Below are 19,995 nucleotides of genomic sequence, written 5' to 3'. Positions count from 1 at the left end.
TTGTCCAGGCCCGCGCCCCCTTGCTGGACGGCAGGGGGAACGAAGGGGCGCGGGGCTTCTTGTTAGAAGCTGGCCTGGACCGAGGTGTAGAAGAAGCGGCCTTCGGCGCTGTGCAGCTTTGCATCATAGCCATAGGTCGCATCGATGAACGGCGGCTTGGCATCGAGGAGGTTGCGAACGCCGAAGCGGATGCGCGATCCTTCGAGCGGGCCGTCTTCGAACCGCTTCTGAACATAGAAGTTCATGGTGAAAGCGTCGCGCACCTTCCAGTTGGCGGCGGTTTCGTCCTGAACGATGCCGGTGTCATAATATTTGCCGACATAGCGGCCGAAGAGACCGGCGCCCCAGCCATCGTGCGACCAGCTGAGCGTTCCCGACGCCTGCCATTTCGGACGGCCATCGCGTTCGATCAAGTCGCCAATCGCTTCGAGGGGCACGACATCGCCCAGCGTGTCGCGGATGAGCTTCGCCTGATCCGACATGCCCTGATAGGCCTTGTCGAGATAGGAGGCGTTGAGCTTGATATTGAACCGGCCCAGCGGCGTGCTGGGGATCGAATAATAAAGCCCAAGGTCGATGCCCGCGCTGGTGCGGGTATCAAGATTGGTGAACACATCCTCAATCTGCAGGATTTCGCCAATGGGATCGAGGCCGCTGCCCTGATAAAAGGCAATGTCATCGGCAGTCGGGTCGGCGCGGTGAATACCCGGAAGCCCGCCCTGCCCATTGAGGCGCGATACATAGTCGAGCGCGGCGACATTCTCGGCGCCGAAAATGCCGACCAGATTACGCTGTTTGATGTGCCAATAATCGACCGTCAGCGTCAGGCGGCGCGCCGGAGTAAGAACCGCGCCCACCGAATAGCTGGCATTGGTTTCAGGCTTTAGATCGACATTGCCGAAGCGCAGTTCCTCGACCCGATCATTGCCCGCACAGGCGCCGAGATTGGGCAGGTCGCCCTTGTTGACGCTCGCCTGGCAGCGATAATAGTCGATCACCGTGCTGACGCGGGTGGTGACTTCATTGTTAAGCTGTTCGAGGTTCGGCGCGCGGAAGCCTTCAGCATAAGAACCGCGGAACTGAAGCGCGTCGATGGGATACCAGGAAAGCGCAACCTTGGGCCGGAACACGCTGCCAACGTCCGAATAATGTTCGAAGCGGCCCGCAATCTGCATGTCGAGCTTGCGAATGAGCGGAATGCCCATGTCACGGCTGACAAGCGGAACGGCAAGTTCGGCAAAGGCCGAATACACGTTGCGCGATCCGCTGGAATCGGCGGCAACGCTGGAGCCCATCACGTCGGACGGGTTGACGATATCGCCGGTCAGCGCGTCGACATAGTTAATCGTGCCGTCGAGCCGATCGTCGAAATCCTCCAGATAGCTTTGGCGGCGCCATTCAACGCCCATAGCCGCGCCGATGTCGCCGGCCGGAAGGGTGATCAGATTTCCGTTCGACACTTTGAAGTCGGCGAGCGCGAGCGTGGTTTTGCCGAAGCGTTCCACATCGACAAGGAAGCTGTCGATCGTCGCTTGGGAATTGGCGGTCGTGTCACCCCAGTTCGGATTGGCAGGATCGCCGCCGTTGAAGGGATTATATCCGCTGGCGTCGGTGCGGTTCAGGGCTTGGTGAAACAGGCTATTGCTGACCCGATCGAAGGTGACATCCTTGGTCGTGGCTTCCGAATAAAGCGCCGCGCCGTCCCAGCTCCAGTCGCCGAAATCGCCACGCAGGCCGCCAAGAAAGCGGAACGAGTCATTGTCGACGCGAATATGCCGCAGCCCAGCATCCACCACCCGGTAATTGGTCAGGAGAACGTCCAGGCCTTCGGCGGGAATAGCCACGCCGTCGATGCGGTTCGGATTGCCGACCGCGCCAAGCGGGTTCCAATACGCATCCTTGGAGATGTTGAACTGCGCCGAGCTGAGAATCGAGGATTCGCCACGATATTCGTCGGTTCGCGCTCGGTAATAGCCTGCTTCGCCATAGAATTGCACGCCGCCGAAATCATGGTTGAGGAACAGGAACGCGTTGCCGCGCTTTACCCCCGGACCCATGGTGCGCGAACGATTGATATCGAAGCGCAGGTCACGGTCGAGGCTGCCGTCGTCGATACACAATCCGGTGCCAAGCGCGGCGCGGCACCCGGCGACACTGTCAGGCTGGATATGGAACACGCCCGCCGAACTGGTGAGGCCCGCCACCTGCTGCGACGCGGTAAACTGCCCCCAGGGCGCGCTGCTCGACCGGTTGTCGAAGCCCAGGTCGCCTTCAAACTCGGTGCCTTCGACAAAGGGGCGGCGGTCGCTGGTCCCGGCATAGTCCAGTTCATGCGCCCATACGCGCGATGCCTGATAATAGCTGAGCGCCAGCGAAATGTTGGTGCGATTGTCGTTGAAAGTCCAGCCGCCCTGAAATTCACCGCGCAGCTTCACCTTGCTGGTATTTTCCGCAAAGCCGATTTCGCCGCCGACCTGTATCCCTTCAAAGCGGGTGTCGAGCACGGTGTTGATCACGCCTGCGACCGCGTCCGAGCCATAGATGGCCGACGCGCCGTCGTGGAGCACTTCGACGCGTTCAATGCCGGTGACGGGCAGCGCGTTCATATTCACCGTGGCGACCGGCACCGAATCCTCGGTCTGGTTACCGGGGTGCTGCACAAGCCGGCGGCCGTTGAGGAGAACCAGCGTATTGCCGGTGCCGATGCTGCGGAGGTTCACCGAGGAGATGTCGCCGCGCGCCGAGTGAACGCCGCCCGAGACCGTGTCGGTGCCGTTGAAATTCATCGTGCCGTTCGAAGGCAACGCCGCGATGAGATCCGACCCCGAAGTCGCCGCAATCGCGTCCATGTCATCCTTGCCGATGACCGAGACGGGAAGTTGACCCGCAACCGCCGAATTTTTGATCTGTGAGCCCACGACGACGATTTCGGCATCGTCATAATCATCGGCCACCGGGGCAGCGCTCGCCTGTGCATGGGCGACCGGCACTGCCATCAGGCTGGCAGACATGAGCAAGGCCGCCTTGACGCGGCGATTTTGAGGTCGGAAATTCATGAAAAGCCCCTTTTCCCATTTTTAGGATTGTTCCGATTGCCAAATGGCATCGGACTTAAATCTGTCACTTTTGATCAGGGAAGCGTCGCTACGCGTCCAATATTCGAAGTTCCACACCCCATAGCCTTGGTCTATAGGCGCGCCTTGAAATCAGGAGAAATTGATGCGGTTGCGGCATATTGAGGTTTTTCACGCTGTGTATGAGCATGGGTCGGTGACCGAGGCGGCGCGGGCGCTGAATGTGTCGCAGCCGTCGGTGAGCAAGGTGCTGCGCCATGCCGAGGATCAGCTGGGCTATGCGCTGTTCCGCCGCGAGAAAGGGCGGCTGGTGCCGACCGAGCCCGCGCATGAACTGTTCATCGAGGTATCGAGTGTCTATGCCCAGCTTGGCCGCCTGTCGCGCACCGCGCGCAACCTGGGCAACCGGCGCGGCGGGCATTTGCGCGTCGCCGCACTGCCTTCCATCGGCCTTGCCGTCGGACCGCGCGCGATTGCGCGTTTTCGCGAAAAGCAACCCGATGTGTCGTTCGAGATTACGACGCTGCACAGCCGCGATGTCGAGCGCAGCCTGTATGAACGCGAATGCGATGTCGCCATCGGCTATCATATCGTACGTCAGACGCATCTGACGCAAAGCCGACTGGGCAGCGCCGCGCTGATGCTGGTGACCCCGCGCGGGCATTTTGGCGAGGAAGGCCGCCCCCTGCCCGTCACGCTGTTGAACCAGATTGATTTCGTGGGGCTGCGCGACAGCGGGCCGCTGGCGGATATTTTTGCCAATGAATTATCGCGGCTGGACGTGACCCCGCGCGAGGTGGTGACCGCCCATACCTATTATGCGGCGATTGCACTGGTGCGCGAAGGACTGGGCATCACCGTCGCCGATGAATTTACCGTCGAGGCGATCAAGGGCGCAGATCTGTCGGCCTATCGCCTGGAGCCGGAAATACGCACGCCGGTGAGCGCAATCACGCTCGACCAGCCCGCCCATGCCGAATTGATCGACCAGTTTATCGAAGAAGTGCGCGGGGTGATTGCCGAGGGGCAGGCGGGAGAGATGTAGCGCAAGGACGACGGGGGGAAGGAGCTGCAGCCGGGCGGTTTCCTGGTCGATGGCCGGGGATTGCTTCCCCCGGCGTTCGCCGGGGTCGCAATGAGGAGAGCGGGGACGCTGGGCGGGCCATGCTCCATGGCTATACCCTCGGCAAAAAGCGTCATTTGCGTCGAGGCGAGGCATGGCACATGCTTTGCGCCGCCCTTTCATTGGCGCTGCCCCAAGGTCGATCATCCTTCGCCCTGGCCCGCGCGCCACCTTGGGTGAGAGAGGATATCGGCCCTGTTCAACCATCATTCCCCTGTCCGCGCGCTATTGCTGACCGCTCCTGCGGCGCTCGCGCTGATCGCTTCGCCAGCTGTCGCCATGCCGAAGGACGCGTTGCAGGCGGTGATCAGCGACCCCCGGCAGCCGCTCGCGCCGGGGTGCGTTGCGGCTGTGTTCGATCATGGGGAAATGACGCAGTTCCGCGCCGCGGGCTATGCCGATGTGAAGGCGCAAAGGCCGCTCGACGAAAACAGCCTTTTCTATGCCGCATCGCTGTCGAAGCAATTTACCGCGCTGGCGGCAGCGACGCTGATCGCCAAGGGGCAATTGTCGCTGGACGATGATATTCGCCAATATCTGCCGCAAATGCCCCAATATGCAGTGCCGGTGACCGTCGGAATGCTGATGCATCACAGCGGCGGCATTCGCGATTCGCTGTCGCTGCTGCGGCTGGCCGGGATGGAGAATGCCGGGGCGGCGTCGAAGCAGCAGGCGCTGGATCTGCTTTATGCACAGGCCGACACGGCGTTCATGCCGGGGACGCAATATAGCTATTCGAACGGCGGATATCTGTTGCTGGCGGAAGTTGTCGAAAGTGTCGCACAGCGTGACTTTGCCGACTATGCCCGCGAGGCCATTTTCGCGCCGTTGGGCATGGAGCATAGCTATTTCCTGAACGACAAGGAGCCAGAGCCCGGCAGCTTTGCTCATGGATACATTAAAGAAAACAATAACTTAGATGTAAGGAATAGTTTTCCGCGCTTTAGCGGGTCGGGCGGGCTGATGCTGTCCATGGCCGATCTGGCGCGCTTTGAGCGCGATATCGAGATCGAGCGGAAAGTCTGGACCCCCGAAATTGCGCGCATCATGTTGACGCCCGGGCGTTTCAGCGACGGGTCGCCGGTGCGCGATGGCTCGCGCGACATGGGCTATGGCGGCGGGCTGCACATCGGCCCTTATAAGGGCGCCTATCGCGTCCAGCACGGCGGTTCCGCCGAAGGCTATAAACATAATTATGTCCGTTTTCCTGAGCGACATCAGTCCTTTGCCCTGATGTGCAACCGCGGCGACTGGAGCGCGGTGGAGCGGATGGAACGGCTGATCGACGCGGTGGCGGGTGCGGCGGACGCGGCGGACGGCGCGGGCCAGCTATCCGCCGCGACCGAAAATCCGGCGGTAGCAGCAGCAGAAATGCCTAAGGCGCCGAGCGGGATCTTTCGTTCGGACGAGCTGGACGCAACCTATCATCTGATGCCCGAAGGCAAGCGGCTGCGCGTCACCATTTCCTCTCCGCTGACCGGGAAAGCGGGCCGCACCCTGATGTTCGAGCGGCAGGCCGACGGCAGCTATGCCGCGCAAAGCTTTCGCCTTCATGTCCGCGCGCCGGTTGCGGCGGGTGCGGCCGCCCCGGCGCGCATCAGCATCAGCCGAGGCGCCACGGGTGAAATCGCGCTCCACCCTGTTCAGAAAGATCGCCCCTGATGTTGCCGCATTGCCTGTCCCTGCCCCGCCTGATGGCGGCAACCGCCGCCGCAGCGCTGATTGCGCCCGCCGCAATCGCAGCAGCCCCCGTTGCCGAAAGCATGCCCGCGAAGCGCAACGCCGCCGCCAGCACCACCGTTATTCGCGGCGGCACCATTTATGATGGCAGCGCGCCCCAGCCGATCATCGGCGATGTGGTGATCAAGGGCGCCGACATCGCCTATGTCGGGCCGGTCCGTGCCACCCCCAAGGGCGCGCGCATCATTGATGCGACCGGCATGGTCGTTGCGCCGGGCTTTATCGACCCGCACACCCACCCGCGCGGCTATATCGACAGCGAGGGGGCGGAAGAACGGCTCAACCTGCCCTGGCTGATGCAGGGGGTGACGACAATTTTCGTCGGGGTCGATGGCGGCGGCACCCCCGACGCCGGCGCGTTTTTCGACGATCTGGAAGCCAAGGGGTTCGGCACCAATGTTGCCGCCTATGTCGGCTTTGGCCCCGTGCGCCGCGCGGTGCTGGGCGACGACGCCCGCGCGCCCGATGCCAGCGAACTCGCAGCGATGAAGGGGCTGGTCGCCAAGGCGATGTGCGAAGGCGCGATGGGCCTTTCGACCGGGCTTTTCTATGCCCCGCAAAGCTTTGCCCTGACCGAGGAAGTGGTTGCGCTGGCGAAGGAAGCGGGCGCGCGCGGCGGGGTTTACGACACGCATCAGCGCGACGAATCCAGCTATAGCATCGGCGTTTCCCAATCGGTCGATGAAGCGATTCACATCGGCAAGGCCGCCGATATCCCCGTCCATATCGCGCATATCAAGACGCTGGGCGTCGATGTCCATGGACAGGCGGGCGAGATTATCGCGCAGATCGAGACGGCGCGCGCGGCGGGCCAGAAAGTCACCGCCGACCAATATCCATGGGAAGCGTCGGGCACCGGGCTGGAGGCGGCGTTGCTGCCACGCTGGGCGGTCGACGGCGGGCGCGAGGCGCTGCTCGCGCGGCTGGACGATGCGGCCGAACTGGCGCGGATCAAGGAAGCGATGACGGAAAATATGCGGCGGCGCGGCGGCGCATCCTCGCTGCTTTTGACCGCGCCGGGGCATGAATGGACGGCGAAGAGGTTGAGCGAAATTGCCGCGACATGGGGCGTCGCCCCCCTCGACGCCGCGATCCGCATCATCCGCGTCAGCAACGCGGCGGGGAAGCTCGTATCCTTTAACATGACCGAAGCCGATATTCGCGCTTTCATGGTGCAGCCCTGGGTCGTCACCAGTTCGGACGGGTCGCCGGGCCACCCGCGCATGTTCGCGACTTTTCCGCAGAAATATGTGAAATATGTTGGCGCACAAAAGCCGCTCAGCCTCGCCCAGTTCATCAACCGCAGCACCGGCGCGACCGCCGATATTTTCGGCCTGAACGATCGCGGACGGCTGAAGGCCGGATATAAGGCCGATGTGCTGATGTTCGATCCGGCGCTGTATCGGCCCAAGGCCGACTATATCGCGCCGCGCGAATTGACCGCCGGGGTGCGCGCGCTGTTCGTCAACGGGCAGCAGGTGATCGCAGAAGGCAAGCCCACCGGCATTGCGGCGGGCGCCGCCATTCGCAAGATGCCGCCCCCCGCCGCCTGCCCCGCCCCTTGACGGCTGGCGGCGGTATCGGCGGACAGGAACAGGACAGATTATGACGCATTCGCTGACGGCGAACCGGCCATCGCGCGCGCCGGAAGGGCGCCGCAAGGACGAGCGCGCCGATATATTGGTGCTGGGCGCCGGGGTGATCGGCGTCACCACAGCCTATGCGCTGGCTCGGCGCGGCCTGTCGGTCGCGCTGGTCGACCGCGCAGAAGAAGCGGGGCGCGGCACCTCCTTCGCCAATGGCGGGCAGCTAAGCTATGCCTATACCGACGCGCTGGCGCAGCCAGGGCTGATCGCCAAGATGCCGGGCATGATATTGGGGCTGGACCCCGCCTTTCGCATCCGTCCCTCGCTCGACCCCGATTTTCTGCGCTGGGGGCTCGCCTTTCTGCGAAACTGCACCAATGCGCGCTTTGCGCATAATACGCGCGCCGCGCTGGCGCTGGCGCTGGAATCGCAGGCGGCGATGGCTGATCTTTTGGCGCGCCATTCGCTGGATTTCGCCCATGAAAGCAGCGGCAAATTGCACCTGCTGCGCGATGCGGGCGGGATCGAGCGCGCCGAACAGGTCGCCGCCCTGAAACGCGCCGCCGGGATCGACCAGCATATATTAACGGGCGCCGAAGCGATGGAGATCGAACCTGCGCTGGCCGACGCCGGGCCGGTTGCCGCCGCCATCTGGACGCCATCAGACGCGGTGGGCGATCCCTATGCCTTTTGCCGCCAGCTTTGCCGCCTCGCCACCGAACATCATGGCGTGCAGCCCCATTTCGGTTTCGACCTGACTGCGCTGGAGCGCAGCGCCGAAGGCGTGGTCGCCGTCGATCGGGCTGGACGGCAGATCGCCGCGCGGCGCGCGGTCGTGTGCCTGGGCGCGGAGGCCGCGCGCTTTCTGGCCCCTATGGGTATCCGCATGCCCGTCGCCGCGATGAAGGGATATAGTTTCACCGCCCCCGCCCTGCCCCATTCGCCGCGCGTCAGCATCACCGACACGGGACGCAAGATCGTCTTTTGCCGCCTGGGCGACCAGATGCGGATCGCGGGGCTGGCCGAGCTTAACAATTGGTGCACCGATATTGAGGCGGCGCGCATGAACGCGCTGGTGGATGGCGCGCGCGCCGCCATGCCCGAGGCCGCCGATTATGAACGACTGCACTCGCCCTGGGCCGGGCTGCGCCCGATGACGCCCAATTCGCTGCCGATCATCAAGGCCGAGGACGCCGCGCTGTTCCTGAACATCGGCCATGGCATGCTGGGGTGGACCTTTGCCATGGGCGCCGCCGAGCGGCTGGCAGCGCTGGTGGAAGAGGTCGGGGTGACGGCGGGTTAGGGGCGCCCTACCCAGTCCGAAAAATGTCATTGCGAGCGCAGCGACGCAATCTAGCCATCTCTCACCCCCAGCGGTCGTTTAGACCAGCACTGGAGATTGCTTCGCTGCGCTCGCAATGACGGAATGGGGGCGGCGGTGTATCGCTCAGACGTCGTCGTCGGAGCGATATTCGACCACATCGATCTCGCCCGCCATCCGGCCTACCGCCACCGCTACGGCGGCGTCGCCGGTCACATTGGTCATCGTCCGCATCATGTCGAGCAGATGGTTGATGCCCGCGACAAAGGCGATGGTTTCCAGCGGCACACCGATCGACGAGAGCACCAGCCCCATCATCACCAGCCCCGACCCCGGAACCCCGGCGGCGCCAATCGAGCCCAAAGTCGCGGTGAGCGCGATGAGGACATAGGAATACCAGCTGAGGTCGATGCCATAGGCCTGCGCGCCGAACAGCGCGATCACGCCGAGATACATCGCAGTGCCGTTCATGTTGATCGTCGCCCCCAGCGCCACGGTAAAGCTGGCGATGGATTTCGAAACACCGAGGTTGCGCTCGACACAGCGCAAGGTGACGGGCAGCGCGGCATTGGACGAGGCGGTTGAGAAAGCCACCGCCTGCGCGTCGATCACCCCGCGATAGAAATCGATCACCGGCAGGCGCGCGATGAAGCGGATGATCAGCGGATAGACGACGAGCAGGATGATACCGCAGCCGACATAGTTGAGCGCGACGAGCTTGCCGAGCGGGATGAGCGCGTCAAAGCCGAAGCTGCCCGCGACCCAGGCGATCAGCGCGAACACGCCGAAGGGGGCGAGCTCCATGACGAAGATGGTCATTTTCTGCATCACCGCCGACCCCGCATTCATCGCGCGGGCGAGCGGTGTGCCTTCTTCGCCCACGGCGAGGATCGAGATTCCGAACAGCATGGCGAAGATGATCACGGGCAGGATGCTGCCCTGTGCCATCGCCATCACCGGATTGTCGGGGACAAGCTGGACGATCATTTCGGTGATCGTATGCTCGGGCGGCGGAGGGATATCGGCGCCCGACAGTGAGATTTCGAGCCCCTGTCCCGGCTGGACGAGGGTGGAGAGGATCATGCCCATCGACACCGAGAAAAGCGCCGTCGCCATGAACAGCGCCATGGCGCGCCCGCCGACCGCGCCCAGTTTTCCAATATCGCCGACCGAGGTGATACCCGACACCAGCGAAAAGAAGATCAGCGGCACGACCAGCATCTTGATCGCGCGGATGAACAAATCGCCGATCCATTTGATCGACTGGACATCCTCGCCCAGCAGCACGCCGACAAGGACCCCCAGGACCAGAGCGAGCAGGATGCGTTTCCACAGCGGGATGTTGAACCAGTAACGAGTCAAAAGGAGCCTCTCTCAATTGTTATCGACATGTTTGGCGTGACGCATAACAGCGCAGCCGACCGATGCGAGCGCTGAATCTTCGCCCGCCCATAACCTGTGGCTATTGCGTGTGACAGCGCCCGCCCCTTCCCGATCAGCCGATCCAGCCCGCGGTCTGCAGCGCAAGCCACACCCCCAGGACCAGAAACAGCAGCGCCGCCACTACGCGAACCCATGTGAAATTGAGACGTTCGAGCAGTGCCTTTCCGACAAAGACCGCAGGGACATTGGCGATCATCATCCCCAGCGTCGTACCCGCGGTGACCAGCGCCACCTGCTGATATTGAGCGGCGAGCGCGACGGTCGCCACCTGGGTCTTGTCGCCAATCTCGACGAAGAAAAAGGCGATGAGCGTCGTCCAGAAGGCACCCGACCGCGTGCGCGGCGCTTCGTCGTCGTCCAGCTTGTCGGGGATGAGCGTCCAGCCGGCCATGGCGATGAAGGAGAAAGCGACGGCGTAGCGGAAGGCCGCGCTGTCGAGCAGAGTCGCCACCTGTGCGCCAACGAGCGCGGCGAGCGCATGGTTGGCGAGCGTCGCGACCAATATGCCGGCGATGATGGGAAGCGGCTGCCGAAAGCGGGCGGCGAGCAAAATGGCGAGAAGCTGCGTCTTGTCGCCAATTTCGGCGAGGGTGACGATAGCAGTCGAGGTGAGAAAAGCGTCCATGACAATTCCGGGGCCGGGCGGCGAGTGATCCAATAGACATCGAGACCTCGCCGCCCGACCTGGACGGAAGGTTCGACGCCATTGGTCTCGCCCAAGCAACGGGTGCTTCCACGGCGCCACGGCCTCTCGACCGAGTATGTTGACGCTGCGGCCCGCCCCTTTTCAAGGGCGGCTGGCTACTCCCCAGATGACGCAGGCGGGGTAGCCGCTGACGGCGCGGCTGGCAAGTCCCTGTCCGCCGGAGCGGCGGAGGCGCTTTCTTCGGTTGCGGTTTGAATATCTGCGTCGAGCGCTTTGGCGCGGGCCTCTATCTCGGCCTGTGCTTCGTCGAAGCGGGTGTCGAAATCGGGCTCGCGCTGGCAGGCGGCCAGCGTAAGGAGCGCGAGCGGGAGGAGGATGGTGGCGGCGCGCATCAATAATCCTTGCGGTAACGCACGCTGAGGTTCGACTGACCCGAACCGCCCGCCTGGCTGAGGATCGACAAGGCGCGGGTCAGGCTGATTTCAAGCTGGGTCGCGGTATAGCCTTTGCCATCGGTGATCACCTCCAGATAAATATCCTTGGAGATATATTGCCCCGCAGCGATGGCGGTGCCGCGCCCCTCGGTCTCGTCGGCGCCGAGCACGCGCAGCCGGTCGATCCCTGCCGCCGATTGCAACGCACCCAGCGGGCTGAGCCCGCCGCTGCCGCGCAGGGCATTGAGGGAGGAGGCGAGCTGCACCGCCTGCAAGGGGGAAAGGTTAGTAATCGAATCGCCGAAGAGGATGCGCGAGACAATTTCATCCTGCGGCAGCCCCGGCGTACTGGAGAAAGTGATCTGCGGGTTCTGGGCGCGCCCCGTCACATTGACGTTGACGGTGATATCCTCGATCGTTTCAGAGGCGACAAGACGTATTCCGGGATCATAGGCATCGCCCGTCGGGAAGGTGACCCGCCCTTCCTCCAGCGTGAAGGATCGGCCCGCAAAGCCGAGCGTGCCGCGCACCAGCTCAACCTCTCCATTCACCCGTGGCGCCAGCGTAGTGCCGCTAAGGGTGACATCGGCCTGCCATTCGGATTCGAGCCCCATGCCGGAGACATAGATTTGATCGGGTGCGCGCAATTTGATGTTGAGGCGGATGAGGTCGAACAGGCTACCGCCGACGGCCGCCAGCCCATCGCCGCTGATCCGCCGCCGCCCCGTCGCGGGCTTGCGCCGCACGCCGCTGAGTATCGGGACGCTCGCCGCCCCTTCGCGCACAACGCGGTAGCGCGCCTCTGGCACGCGCAGATTGCCCGAAAGGATCGCGGTCTGCCCCGCCACTTTTTGCAGACGCAGATCGCCGGTGGCGCTTCCGCCCATATTGTCGCTACGCGCAAGCTGGGCATTGTCGAGCTTCGCGGCAATATTCATCGGATAGCCGTCGGCGGACGAGAGGCTGACATAGCCGCTGGCGTCGATGCTGCCATCGCCCGCCTTGGCCTTTGCCTGCTCGATGACAAGGCGGTTGCCGGTGAAGCTTCCGTTCACGGTCATCTCGGTCAGGCGGGTGCCATAGGTCTGATTTTCATAGACCATGTTCCGCCCGCGCACGACGCCGTTGAGGCAGGGGTCGGAAAGACGGCAGCTGAAATCGGCGGCGACCGCGACGGGGCCGCTGACCTGTTGATCGGCGGGTCCGAAGAAGCTGTAGAGCGTGTCGGCGGGGCCGTTGAAGCGGAAGCCGCCGCCGAGCGGCGCGGCCTGAAGCCGTTCCATCCACGAGCCGGCCGCTGGACCAATGGGGCGGAGCGAGGCCTGAAGCCGTCCGACGACCGTGCCGCGCTGGCGCATGACCGCGCGCATTTCACCGCCATCGGGGAGTAGTTTTCCCGCGAGATTGACGTCCACCGGTTCGCTGATCGAGGCGGCGGTGGTGCGGGTAAAATTGCGAATGCTGAGCCGCGCGTCGGCGCGGGGGAAGGCATTGCTGTTCGCCTGAGCAAAGTCGATGCTGCCGCTGGCGCGCCCGCCCAGCCCCATGTCGGGATAGAGGGCGTTGAGGATCGCCATATTCACCTGGTCGAGACGGCTTTGCAGAAAAATGCCGTCGCCGAAGCGGCCCGCGACCCGCGCACTGCTGCGCCGCCCAAGATTGATCGTCGTCGGCAGCAATTCATAATCGTCGCGATGCGGAATGATGCGCGCGGGATTGTCCGTGCGGAAATTAATGCCGCCCGCGCGGCCCCGCACCGAAGCGCGCCAGAGATCGGGGGTAAGGTCGGCATTGGCGGCGATGCGGAAGGCGACACCGCTTTCGCCCTCCACCAGCGCCTGCGCCTTGCCGGTGCCGCCGCGATAATCAATCTTGGCCCGCGCGACCGCAATATCATAGTCATAAAGGCGCGTCCCGGCGATCTGGACATCAGCGACGATATGGGGGGTGTCATACAAAATGACATCGGCGTCGATAATCGCCGATTCCATCGACAGACCTGCCGCCCCCGGCAGCCTCAGCCCATTGGCACGGGCATTGATGGCGGCGGCCTGATGCGCGCCATCGGCACTGAGCCGGATGAGCCCGCCCAGCCCCTCCCCCATGGCGTCGAGCCGCCCCTCAAACGGTCCCGCCCTGGTCTGCACCAACTGGCCGGTGAAGCCGATGCCCGCCAAATCGGCGCGGCGCACGTCGATCTTCATCGGTCCAGTCGCCATATGCAGGAACACATCGGCGGTCAGCGGCCCATAATCGGTGTCGCCCTTTGCATCGAGCAGATAGCCGCCCGGGGCGCTGTTGACCCGCGCGACCAGCTTGGCAAGGCCGATGCCCAGCCCCGGTTTTTCAGCCGTGACGATCGCGCGCGGCTGAGCGAGCGTGCCTTCGACGCGCAGGCCAAGCGGGCCATAATCGCTCGAATGGCCCCGCGCGCTGAGGCGGAGCTGGCCGTCGAGCGCATAGGTCCCCTCGCCACCCGTCACGCGCAGGCGCGGCGCGGTCAGGCGAAGCTGGTTGAAGCGCAGCACCCCATCGGTGCCATAGCGGATGGCGGCGGTGCCCACCGCATGGCCGCCAAGAAAATCCTGCACCCCCGAGTTGAACAGTCGGGTCGAGCGGGCGCGCACATTGCCCGCAAGTTCAAAGCCGCCGGGTGCGGTTTGCAGGTCGATATCGGTTTCAACCGCGAAAATGCCGACGCTTTCGACATGATAATCATTGACATGGCCATCGAGCGCGCCGGTGTAGAAACCGCGATTGAGGTCGGCGACGACGATCGCCCTGGCATTGATGCGCGGCGAGCGCAGGCGCAGATTGTCGCTGAGCAACCGGCCGTTTTTATAAGCGAATTCGCCGTCCATCTGCACCGGGGCAATGGTGCCGCCCGCGACGACATCGAGCCCGTGCAGCCGCGCGGCGCGCCCGCTGACCGGGATTAATATCTGGTCGGGATCGACCTTTGCCCGACCCGCAAGCTGAAGCGCATCGACGCTGAGATCGTTGAAGGCGAAACGCCGGGCATTGGCGCGATAATCGACGAACGGCTGAGCAAATTCGCCGTCGAGCCGGGCGGTGGCGCGCAGCCCCTCGCCGCGGATATCGGGCGCCAGCGCGCTGGGCCGCAAAATATTGATGGCAAGTTGCAGATCATCATAATGATTGCGCGCCAGATCGACGCCGCCGCTGATCCCCACCCGCATGGCATCCGAAGCGAGGCGCCCGTCAAGCTGCCCCTTGCGTTCGGCGAGGCGACCCTTGAGATCCACCGCCGTTTCCCCGGCGAAGAGCGAGGCCAGCATCCCCGACAGAAAGGGCGCGGCGCGGGTGGTGCCCTTTACCGCAAACAGTCCGTCGCGCGCCGACACGTCGAGCCGCGCGAGCGAGGCGGTGCCGAGATCGCCGGTCAGCCGGCCGTCCCATTTGGCCCAATCGCCCTTGCCGTCGAGGCGAAGGGTCATCGGCTGTTTCACCCCGACCAGCGCGGCGATCACCCCGCCTTGCGGCGCGTGAAGGTCGAGCGTCATCGCAAGCCGGTTCTTGTCAGGCACCGCGTCGAGCAGCAATTTGGCCTTGTCGCCCTTTCCGGCCCCGCCGCCCGGAGTGCCCGCACCGATGCTTTCAGCATCCGCCGTCACCTGTGCGCGGCGGTCAGCAATGGCGACTTTCCCGGCGATGCGCATATCCTGCCGCTGGCCGGTGACCGCTTCGCCGATAATCAGCCGGTCGATCCGCAAGAGGCCAATGTCGATATCAAGGTCGGGGAGCAAGGGCTCGTCGCTGTCCGGCACCTCCTTGAATTCGGGCAGGCGCCGCAGCGTCATTCGCTCTGCCGTTGCCGAACGTATGTCGAGATGACTATCGAGCAGATAGGCGAAGGGGCGCCAGTCGATCCGCACTTCGGGCGAGCGAAGAAAAACGCCCCTGGGGTCCGACAGGGTGAAATCGCGCACCCGCATCGCGCCATAGAGCGACCCGTCGAGCCGGCCGATGCCGATCTTCATCCCATTTTCAAATTCATGCTTTTCAATCTGGGTGATAACAAAGCGCCGCCCGGCATCGCTGTTGAGGCCGATGAGAAAGATGGCGAGCAAGGTCACAAGCCAAGCAAGCCCGATCAGCGTGCCGCGGACCAGACGGCGCGGCCAGCTGCGCCCCGTGCCATTGCCGCTATCCTGGCTGCCAGTTGCGGCGGCGGGAACCTCCGCTTCCTCGGGCGCGGTTGCCGGGCTGATCGGCGTCTCGCTCATCAGAAAGCCTGGCCAATGGAGACATAGACGCTGACCCGCGATTCACCCGGCTTGCGGTCGATGGGGGTCGCAATATCAAGCCGCATGGGACCGAAATTGGTATAGAAGCGTCCGCCTATGCCAATGCCGAAGCGCATATCTTCCAGCGTCGGGGTCGGGCCGCGATACACCTGCCCGGCATCGACGAAGCCGACGACGCCGAAATTGCCAAAGCGGTAGCGCGCCTCCAGCGCGGCTTCGTTGACGCTGCGCCCGCCAATGGGGTCGTGGTTCGGATCCTTTGGCCCCAATTGCTGATAGCCAAAGCCGCGCACCGAACCGCCGCCGCCCGCGTAAAAGCGCCGCGAGGGGGCGATTTTCTGGCGATCCGCGCCCAATATGCTGCCAATACGCAGCCGGCCGGCGATGACGATGGAATCGGTGATCGGTTGATAACCGCTGGCATCGAAAAGCAACCGGCCATAGGGCGAAAAATCGCCCGCGAGCGAGCCTTCGGGCTGAATTAACGTGGTCAGACGGAAGCCGCGCGTGGGGTTGAGCAGGCTGTCGCTGCGGTCGAGCCCCAACTGGCCCGTCAGCCCCAGGATCGTGTAGAAATCGCGGCGGCGCAGTCCGCGCTGGAAATCATAATCATCCTCGCGCGTGGCGATCAGGTCGATGCCATAAGCGTAGGTGAGCTTTTTCTGCCAGATGGGCGTCGATTCATAGCTGACCCGCGCGCCGACCCGGCCGGTTATGGCATTGAACGCATCATAATCGCTGCGCGTGGCTTCAGCGACCAGCTCGAAGGTACGGTCGCGGCGCGCGGCGTTGGAGCGGCGCATCGTCACGCCAATGCCCTGTTCCTGTGTGCCCGCAACCCCGCGCAGGATCAGCGCCCCTTCGGGGGGGAAGAAATTGCGGTGGGTCCAGCTTCCTTCGACGCGCAGTCCCTGCCCCGTGCCATAGCCCGCGCTGGCGGCGAGCGTGCGCGGTGGTCCGGCCTGCTGCGTCACCATCATCGTCACATATTCGGTATCGTCGCCCGCGCTTTCGCCCGTGCGCTGAGGCTCGGCGGCGACGGTCGAGAATAGTCCCGTTGCGACCAGCGCCTGCCGCAGATCGTCGACCAGTCGGCTGTCGTAAAGATCGCCGCGCTTGAACCGGGCGAGCACCGCGACATGATCGGCATCAAAGGCAAGGTCGCCCTTCGTCTCCACCCCGCCGAAGCGCGCACGCGGGCCAATGTCGACGGGAAGCGTATAGGCGCCGTCGCCCGTGACGCCGTCGAGCAGAATATCGCGCTGGCCGACGACCGCGAAGGGATAGCCTTCTTCTGGCAGCTTGAGCGCCACGGCGGCTTCAGCCCCCTGTACCCGCTGCGCGACGATCGGCTCGCCGACGCGAAGCGGGAAATTATCGGCTATGAGATCGGGCGGAACCGTGGGGTCGGCCTGAATCTCGATGGACGAGAAATTATAGCGCACCCCCGGCGTAACCGTGAGGACGGCCCGGATCGGCTGGGTTTGCGGCGCCTCGGCTTGCTGGCGGTCGCCGCGCTCGATGCGGGTCGCGACTTCGGCGTCATAATAGCCTTCGGACGCCAGGATGCGCTGCAGCAATTCGCCATCAGCAGTCAGCCGCGCACGCAGCATCGCGCCATTTTCGGCCTTGCCATCGCCGTCATGCAGCGCCGACAGCTCGCGGAAGGTACCGGCCATGTTGAGCTCGCTGCTCTGGTCGGCCTCCTCCAGCCCCGTGACTTCTATGCTATAGGCGACTTCGCGGTTGCGATCCTCCTGATCGGCTTCGGCAAATTCGACCGGTTCGACATCGAAGCTTTCGATCGGTGGCAGCGGCGCGAGCAGTTCGGGATCGGTGATCGGCGAATCACCAATGGATTCGACCGCATCCCCATCGGCCAGCGCGGGAAGCGCGGCGGCATCACGATCATCGGCGGCGGGGTCGCTCTCATCCCCGTCTCCATCCGAATCGGCGGCGGCACGTTGGGTGGTGTCTCCCTTGTTCCCAGCATCGCCCGGCTCCTGTTCAGCGAAGCGCTTCTCGAAATCGGCGAGCGATTCGAGCGGGCGGTCGAGTTCGGCGTCATCCTCGGCACGGATCGGCGGGATGGCCTTGCGAAATTCATCATCGTCGATGATTGGTTCGACCGTCGGCAGGATCGCGTCGGGCGGCGGAGGCGTCGGGCTGGCAATTTCCTTGCTTTCGCGCGCTTCGGCGCGGCGCTCCTCGCGCTCCTCCGCCGCTGCATCAGCGGCGGCATCCTCATCTTCGTCGGTGGCGGCGTCGGCTGGCGGGGATTTTTCGGCGGCAGGCGGCGGCGGCGCTTCTTGAGCGGCGAGCGGGGCGCTTGCCATCAGGCCAAGCAGCGAGGCCGACAAAAGCAGCCACGCCCGTTCCCCGGAAAGAGGCTTGGTTACTTCACATGGTTTTTCAGAATATTGCATTGATGGTCAGCCGGATCGCGCACTTTTGGCCCGCCAGCGGCGACGGCGCAACCCGATTTTCTCCATCCTCGTGCAATCGTTGATCCATGTCGCCATCTCCTTGCCGCGGCGGCCTGTCTTTTCAACAGCTTCACTGCATTTCAGGTCCCGCAAAAGGTCCGATAGGGCGCGGCATCGCGCGGCGGTGGAAGCGCATAATCGGCCCATGGCGCGCGCGCTTCATATGGGTGACGCACCACGTCGAGCAGCGCGACCCAGGGCGCCATGTCCCCCGCCTCCGCCGCAGCAAGCGCGGCCTCCACCTGATGATTGCGCGGAATGTAGAGCGGATTGACCCGGTCCATCGCCGCCGCGCGGGCCGCTTCATCGCCGCTTTCGCGGGCGAGCCGCGCGCGCCACTCGCCATGCCAGCGAGTGAGCGCTTCGCCGGGCGACAGGGCGGCCAAGGGCCCGGGATCGCCGCGCAGATCGGCGGCGAGCGCGCGAAAGAAGAGGGTGAAGTCGGTGCCCTCCCCTTCCCCGCCCCCATCCCCGACGGGCGCTTCCAATGCGGCGAACAGCGCGTCAATCAGCGCGGCGTCGCCGTTCTCTTCCGCCGAAAGCCCCAGCTTGGCGCGCATCTGTTCGTGCCAGCCGGCGCGGAAGCGGTCGGGAATGGCCTCGACCAGGGCTTTCGCGCCTTCGACATCGGCGGGATCGACGGCGTGGATGGCGGGCAGCAACGCCTCGGCAAAGCGCGCCATGTTCCAGTGCAGGATTTGCGGCTGGCGGCCATAGGCATAGCGGCCCTGCGCGTCGATCGAACTGAAGACACGGTTCACGGCGAAATGGTCGACAAAAGCGCAGGGGCCATAGTCGATGGTTTCGCCGCTGATCGCGACATTGTCGGTGTTCATCACCCCATGGACAAAGCCCAGCCCCAGCCAGCTGGCCACAAGCGCGCATTGCAGGCCGATGACCCAGTCGAGCAGCGCCAGATGCGGATTGGCGCTGTCCGCCAGTTCGGGGAAATGGCGCGCGATGCTGTAGCGGGAGAGACGTTCGACATGCCCGGCGCCAAAATGAGCAGCGAAAAACTGGAAGCTGCCGACGCGAATATGGCTGCTGGCGATGCGGGTGAGGATCGCGCCGGGGTGGCCGCGCTCGCGCTGCACCCGATCCCCCGTTGCGACGGCAGCGAGCGCGCGGGTTGTCGGCACGCCAAGCGCCGCCATCGCCTCTGACACCAGATATTCGCGCAGCACCGGGCCGATCGCGGCCTTGCCATCGCCATTGCGCGAGAAGGGCGTCGGTCCCGATCCTTTCAGTTGAACGTCGAAACGCGCGCCGTCCGGGGCGATGATTTCGCCGAGCAAAAGCGCGCGGCCATCGCCAAGCTGCGGGGTGAAATGGCCGAACTGATGCCCGGCATAAGCGAGCGCAATGGGGGCGGCGTCGTCAGGCATGTCCTGCCCGGCGAAAAGGCGCGCGAGCGCGGCGTCATCCGCCCCCGCCCGGTCGATCCCAAGCCGCGCGGCGAGCAGATCGTTGAAAGCGAGGAGGGCAGGCGCGCTGGCGGGCGCGGCCTCCGCCGGGGTGTAAAAGCCCGCCATCTCGCGGTGAAAACTATTGTCGAACCCCAGTTTCATTCCGGCTCCTTATGCTTTTCCCTATGTCGCGGCTGGGCGCAGCAATTACAAGTTTGCCAATTGCCGCTCCGCCACGCTTTTGCTAGCGCCGCGCTGTGACAAAGGGTCCCCGGCAACGGGGATAAAGGGAAGTCCGGTTCGAGTCCGGCGCTGCCCCCGCAACTGTCGCCGGCGAGAGCGATGCCGAAAAGCCACTGGGCCAGCGGTCCGGGAAGGCGGCATAGATCAGCGACCCGGCGAGCCAGGAAACCTGCCCCTTGTCGCCGTTATCTGTTCTCGGGCGGGGTGCACCGGGAATGGGCGGGG

The 19,995-nt window shown here is 64.3% G+C and carries 11 protein-coding genes and 1 riboswitch; of the genes, 4 read left to right on the top strand and 7 right to left on the bottom strand.

Going from position 1 to position 19,995, the window contains the following annotated elements; translation table 11 throughout:
* Positions 1–62 precede the first annotated feature (62 nt).
* On the bottom strand, positions 63–3,056 hold the full coding sequence (locus JV18_RS0100500; protein ID WP_052071644.1) for a TonB-dependent receptor domain-containing protein: 2,994 nt from the start codon (positions 3,054–3,056) through the stop codon (positions 63–65).
* A 163-nt stretch (positions 3,057–3,219) separates the two neighbouring features.
* Between JV18_RS0100500 and JV18_RS0100495 the strand changes: the two genes are divergently transcribed.
* The 4 genes from JV18_RS0100495 (at position 3,220) to JV18_RS0100480 (ending at position 8,826) form a co-directional block, all read left to right on the top strand.
* Positions 3,220–4,119 (top strand): LysR family transcriptional regulator, encoded by a 900-nt coding sequence (locus tag JV18_RS0100495; protein WP_033072939.1) that lies wholly within the window; start codon positions 3,220–3,222, stop codon positions 4,117–4,119.
* 306 nt (positions 4,120–4,425) lie between these two features.
* Positions 4,426–5,859 carry a serine hydrolase domain-containing protein gene (locus JV18_RS0100490; RefSeq protein ID WP_033072938.1) on the top strand — a complete coding sequence of 478 codons (1,434 nt, stop codon included), beginning with the start codon at positions 4,426–4,428 and terminating at the stop codon, positions 5,857–5,859.
* Positions 5,859–7,502, top strand: coding sequence for an N-acyl-D-amino-acid deacylase family protein (locus tag JV18_RS0100485; RefSeq protein WP_235302692.1), 1,644 nt, complete (start codon positions 5,859–5,861; stop codon positions 7,500–7,502). The genes JV18_RS0100490 and JV18_RS0100485 overlap by 1 nt, the downstream gene beginning before the upstream one ends.
* A 40-nt stretch (positions 7,503–7,542) precedes the next feature.
* Positions 7,543–8,826: an FAD-dependent oxidoreductase gene (locus JV18_RS0100480; protein WP_052071643.1), complete on the top strand. Its 1,284-nt coding sequence runs from the start codon at positions 7,543–7,545 to the stop codon at positions 8,824–8,826.
* A 144-nt stretch (positions 8,827–8,970) separates the two neighbouring features.
* Here JV18_RS0100480 and JV18_RS0100475 read toward each other — a convergent pair whose 3' ends face one another.
* The 6 genes from JV18_RS0100475 to JV18_RS0100450 all read right to left on the bottom strand — a co-directional run bounded on the left by JV18_RS0100475 (position 8,971) and on the right by JV18_RS0100450 (position 19,689).
* A complete protein-coding gene (locus tag JV18_RS0100475; RefSeq protein ID WP_033072937.1) occupies positions 8,971–10,206 on the bottom strand; it encodes a dicarboxylate/amino acid:cation symporter in 1,236 nt (411 codons plus the stop codon).
* A 133-nt stretch (positions 10,207–10,339) separates the two neighbouring features.
* Positions 10,340–10,912, bottom strand: coding sequence for a TMEM165/GDT1 family protein (locus JV18_RS0100470; protein ID WP_033072936.1), 573 nt, complete (start codon positions 10,910–10,912; stop codon positions 10,340–10,342).
* A gap of 176 nt (positions 10,913–11,088) precedes the next feature.
* The gene (locus tag JV18_RS0100465; protein ID WP_033072935.1) at positions 11,089–11,325 is read right to left on the bottom strand and encodes a hypothetical protein; all 237 of its coding nucleotides are present in this window, start codon (positions 11,323–11,325) and stop codon (positions 11,089–11,091) included.
* Positions 11,325–15,614 (bottom strand): translocation/assembly module TamB domain-containing protein, encoded by a 4,290-nt coding sequence (locus tag JV18_RS0100460; protein ID WP_081944625.1) that lies wholly within the window; start codon positions 15,612–15,614, stop codon positions 11,325–11,327. The genes JV18_RS0100465 and JV18_RS0100460 overlap by 1 nt, the downstream gene beginning before the upstream one ends.
* On the bottom strand, positions 15,614–17,971 hold the full coding sequence (locus JV18_RS0100455; RefSeq protein WP_144243833.1) for an autotransporter assembly complex protein TamA: 2,358 nt from the start codon (positions 17,969–17,971) through the stop codon (positions 15,614–15,616). Before JV18_RS0100455 ends, JV18_RS0100460 begins: the two co-directional genes overlap by 1 nt.
* A 230-nt stretch (positions 17,972–18,201) precedes the next feature.
* A complete protein-coding gene (locus JV18_RS0100450) occupies positions 18,202–19,689 on the bottom strand; it encodes a protein adenylyltransferase SelO (RefSeq protein ID WP_033072933.1) in 1,488 nt (495 codons plus the stop codon).
* Positions 19,690–19,775: 86 nt separating this feature from the next.
* Positions 19,776–19,961, top strand: a riboswitch (cobalamin riboswitch).
* The last annotated feature ends 34 nt before the right edge of the window (positions 19,962–19,995 follow it).

Source organism: Sphingopyxis sp. MWB1, assembly GCF_000763945.1.
Lineage (GTDB): Bacteria > Pseudomonadota > Alphaproteobacteria > Sphingomonadales > Sphingomonadaceae > Sphingopyxis.
The sequence above is the reverse complement of the archived record's forward strand: the minus strand, read 5'-3'. Positions and strand labels throughout refer to the sequence as shown.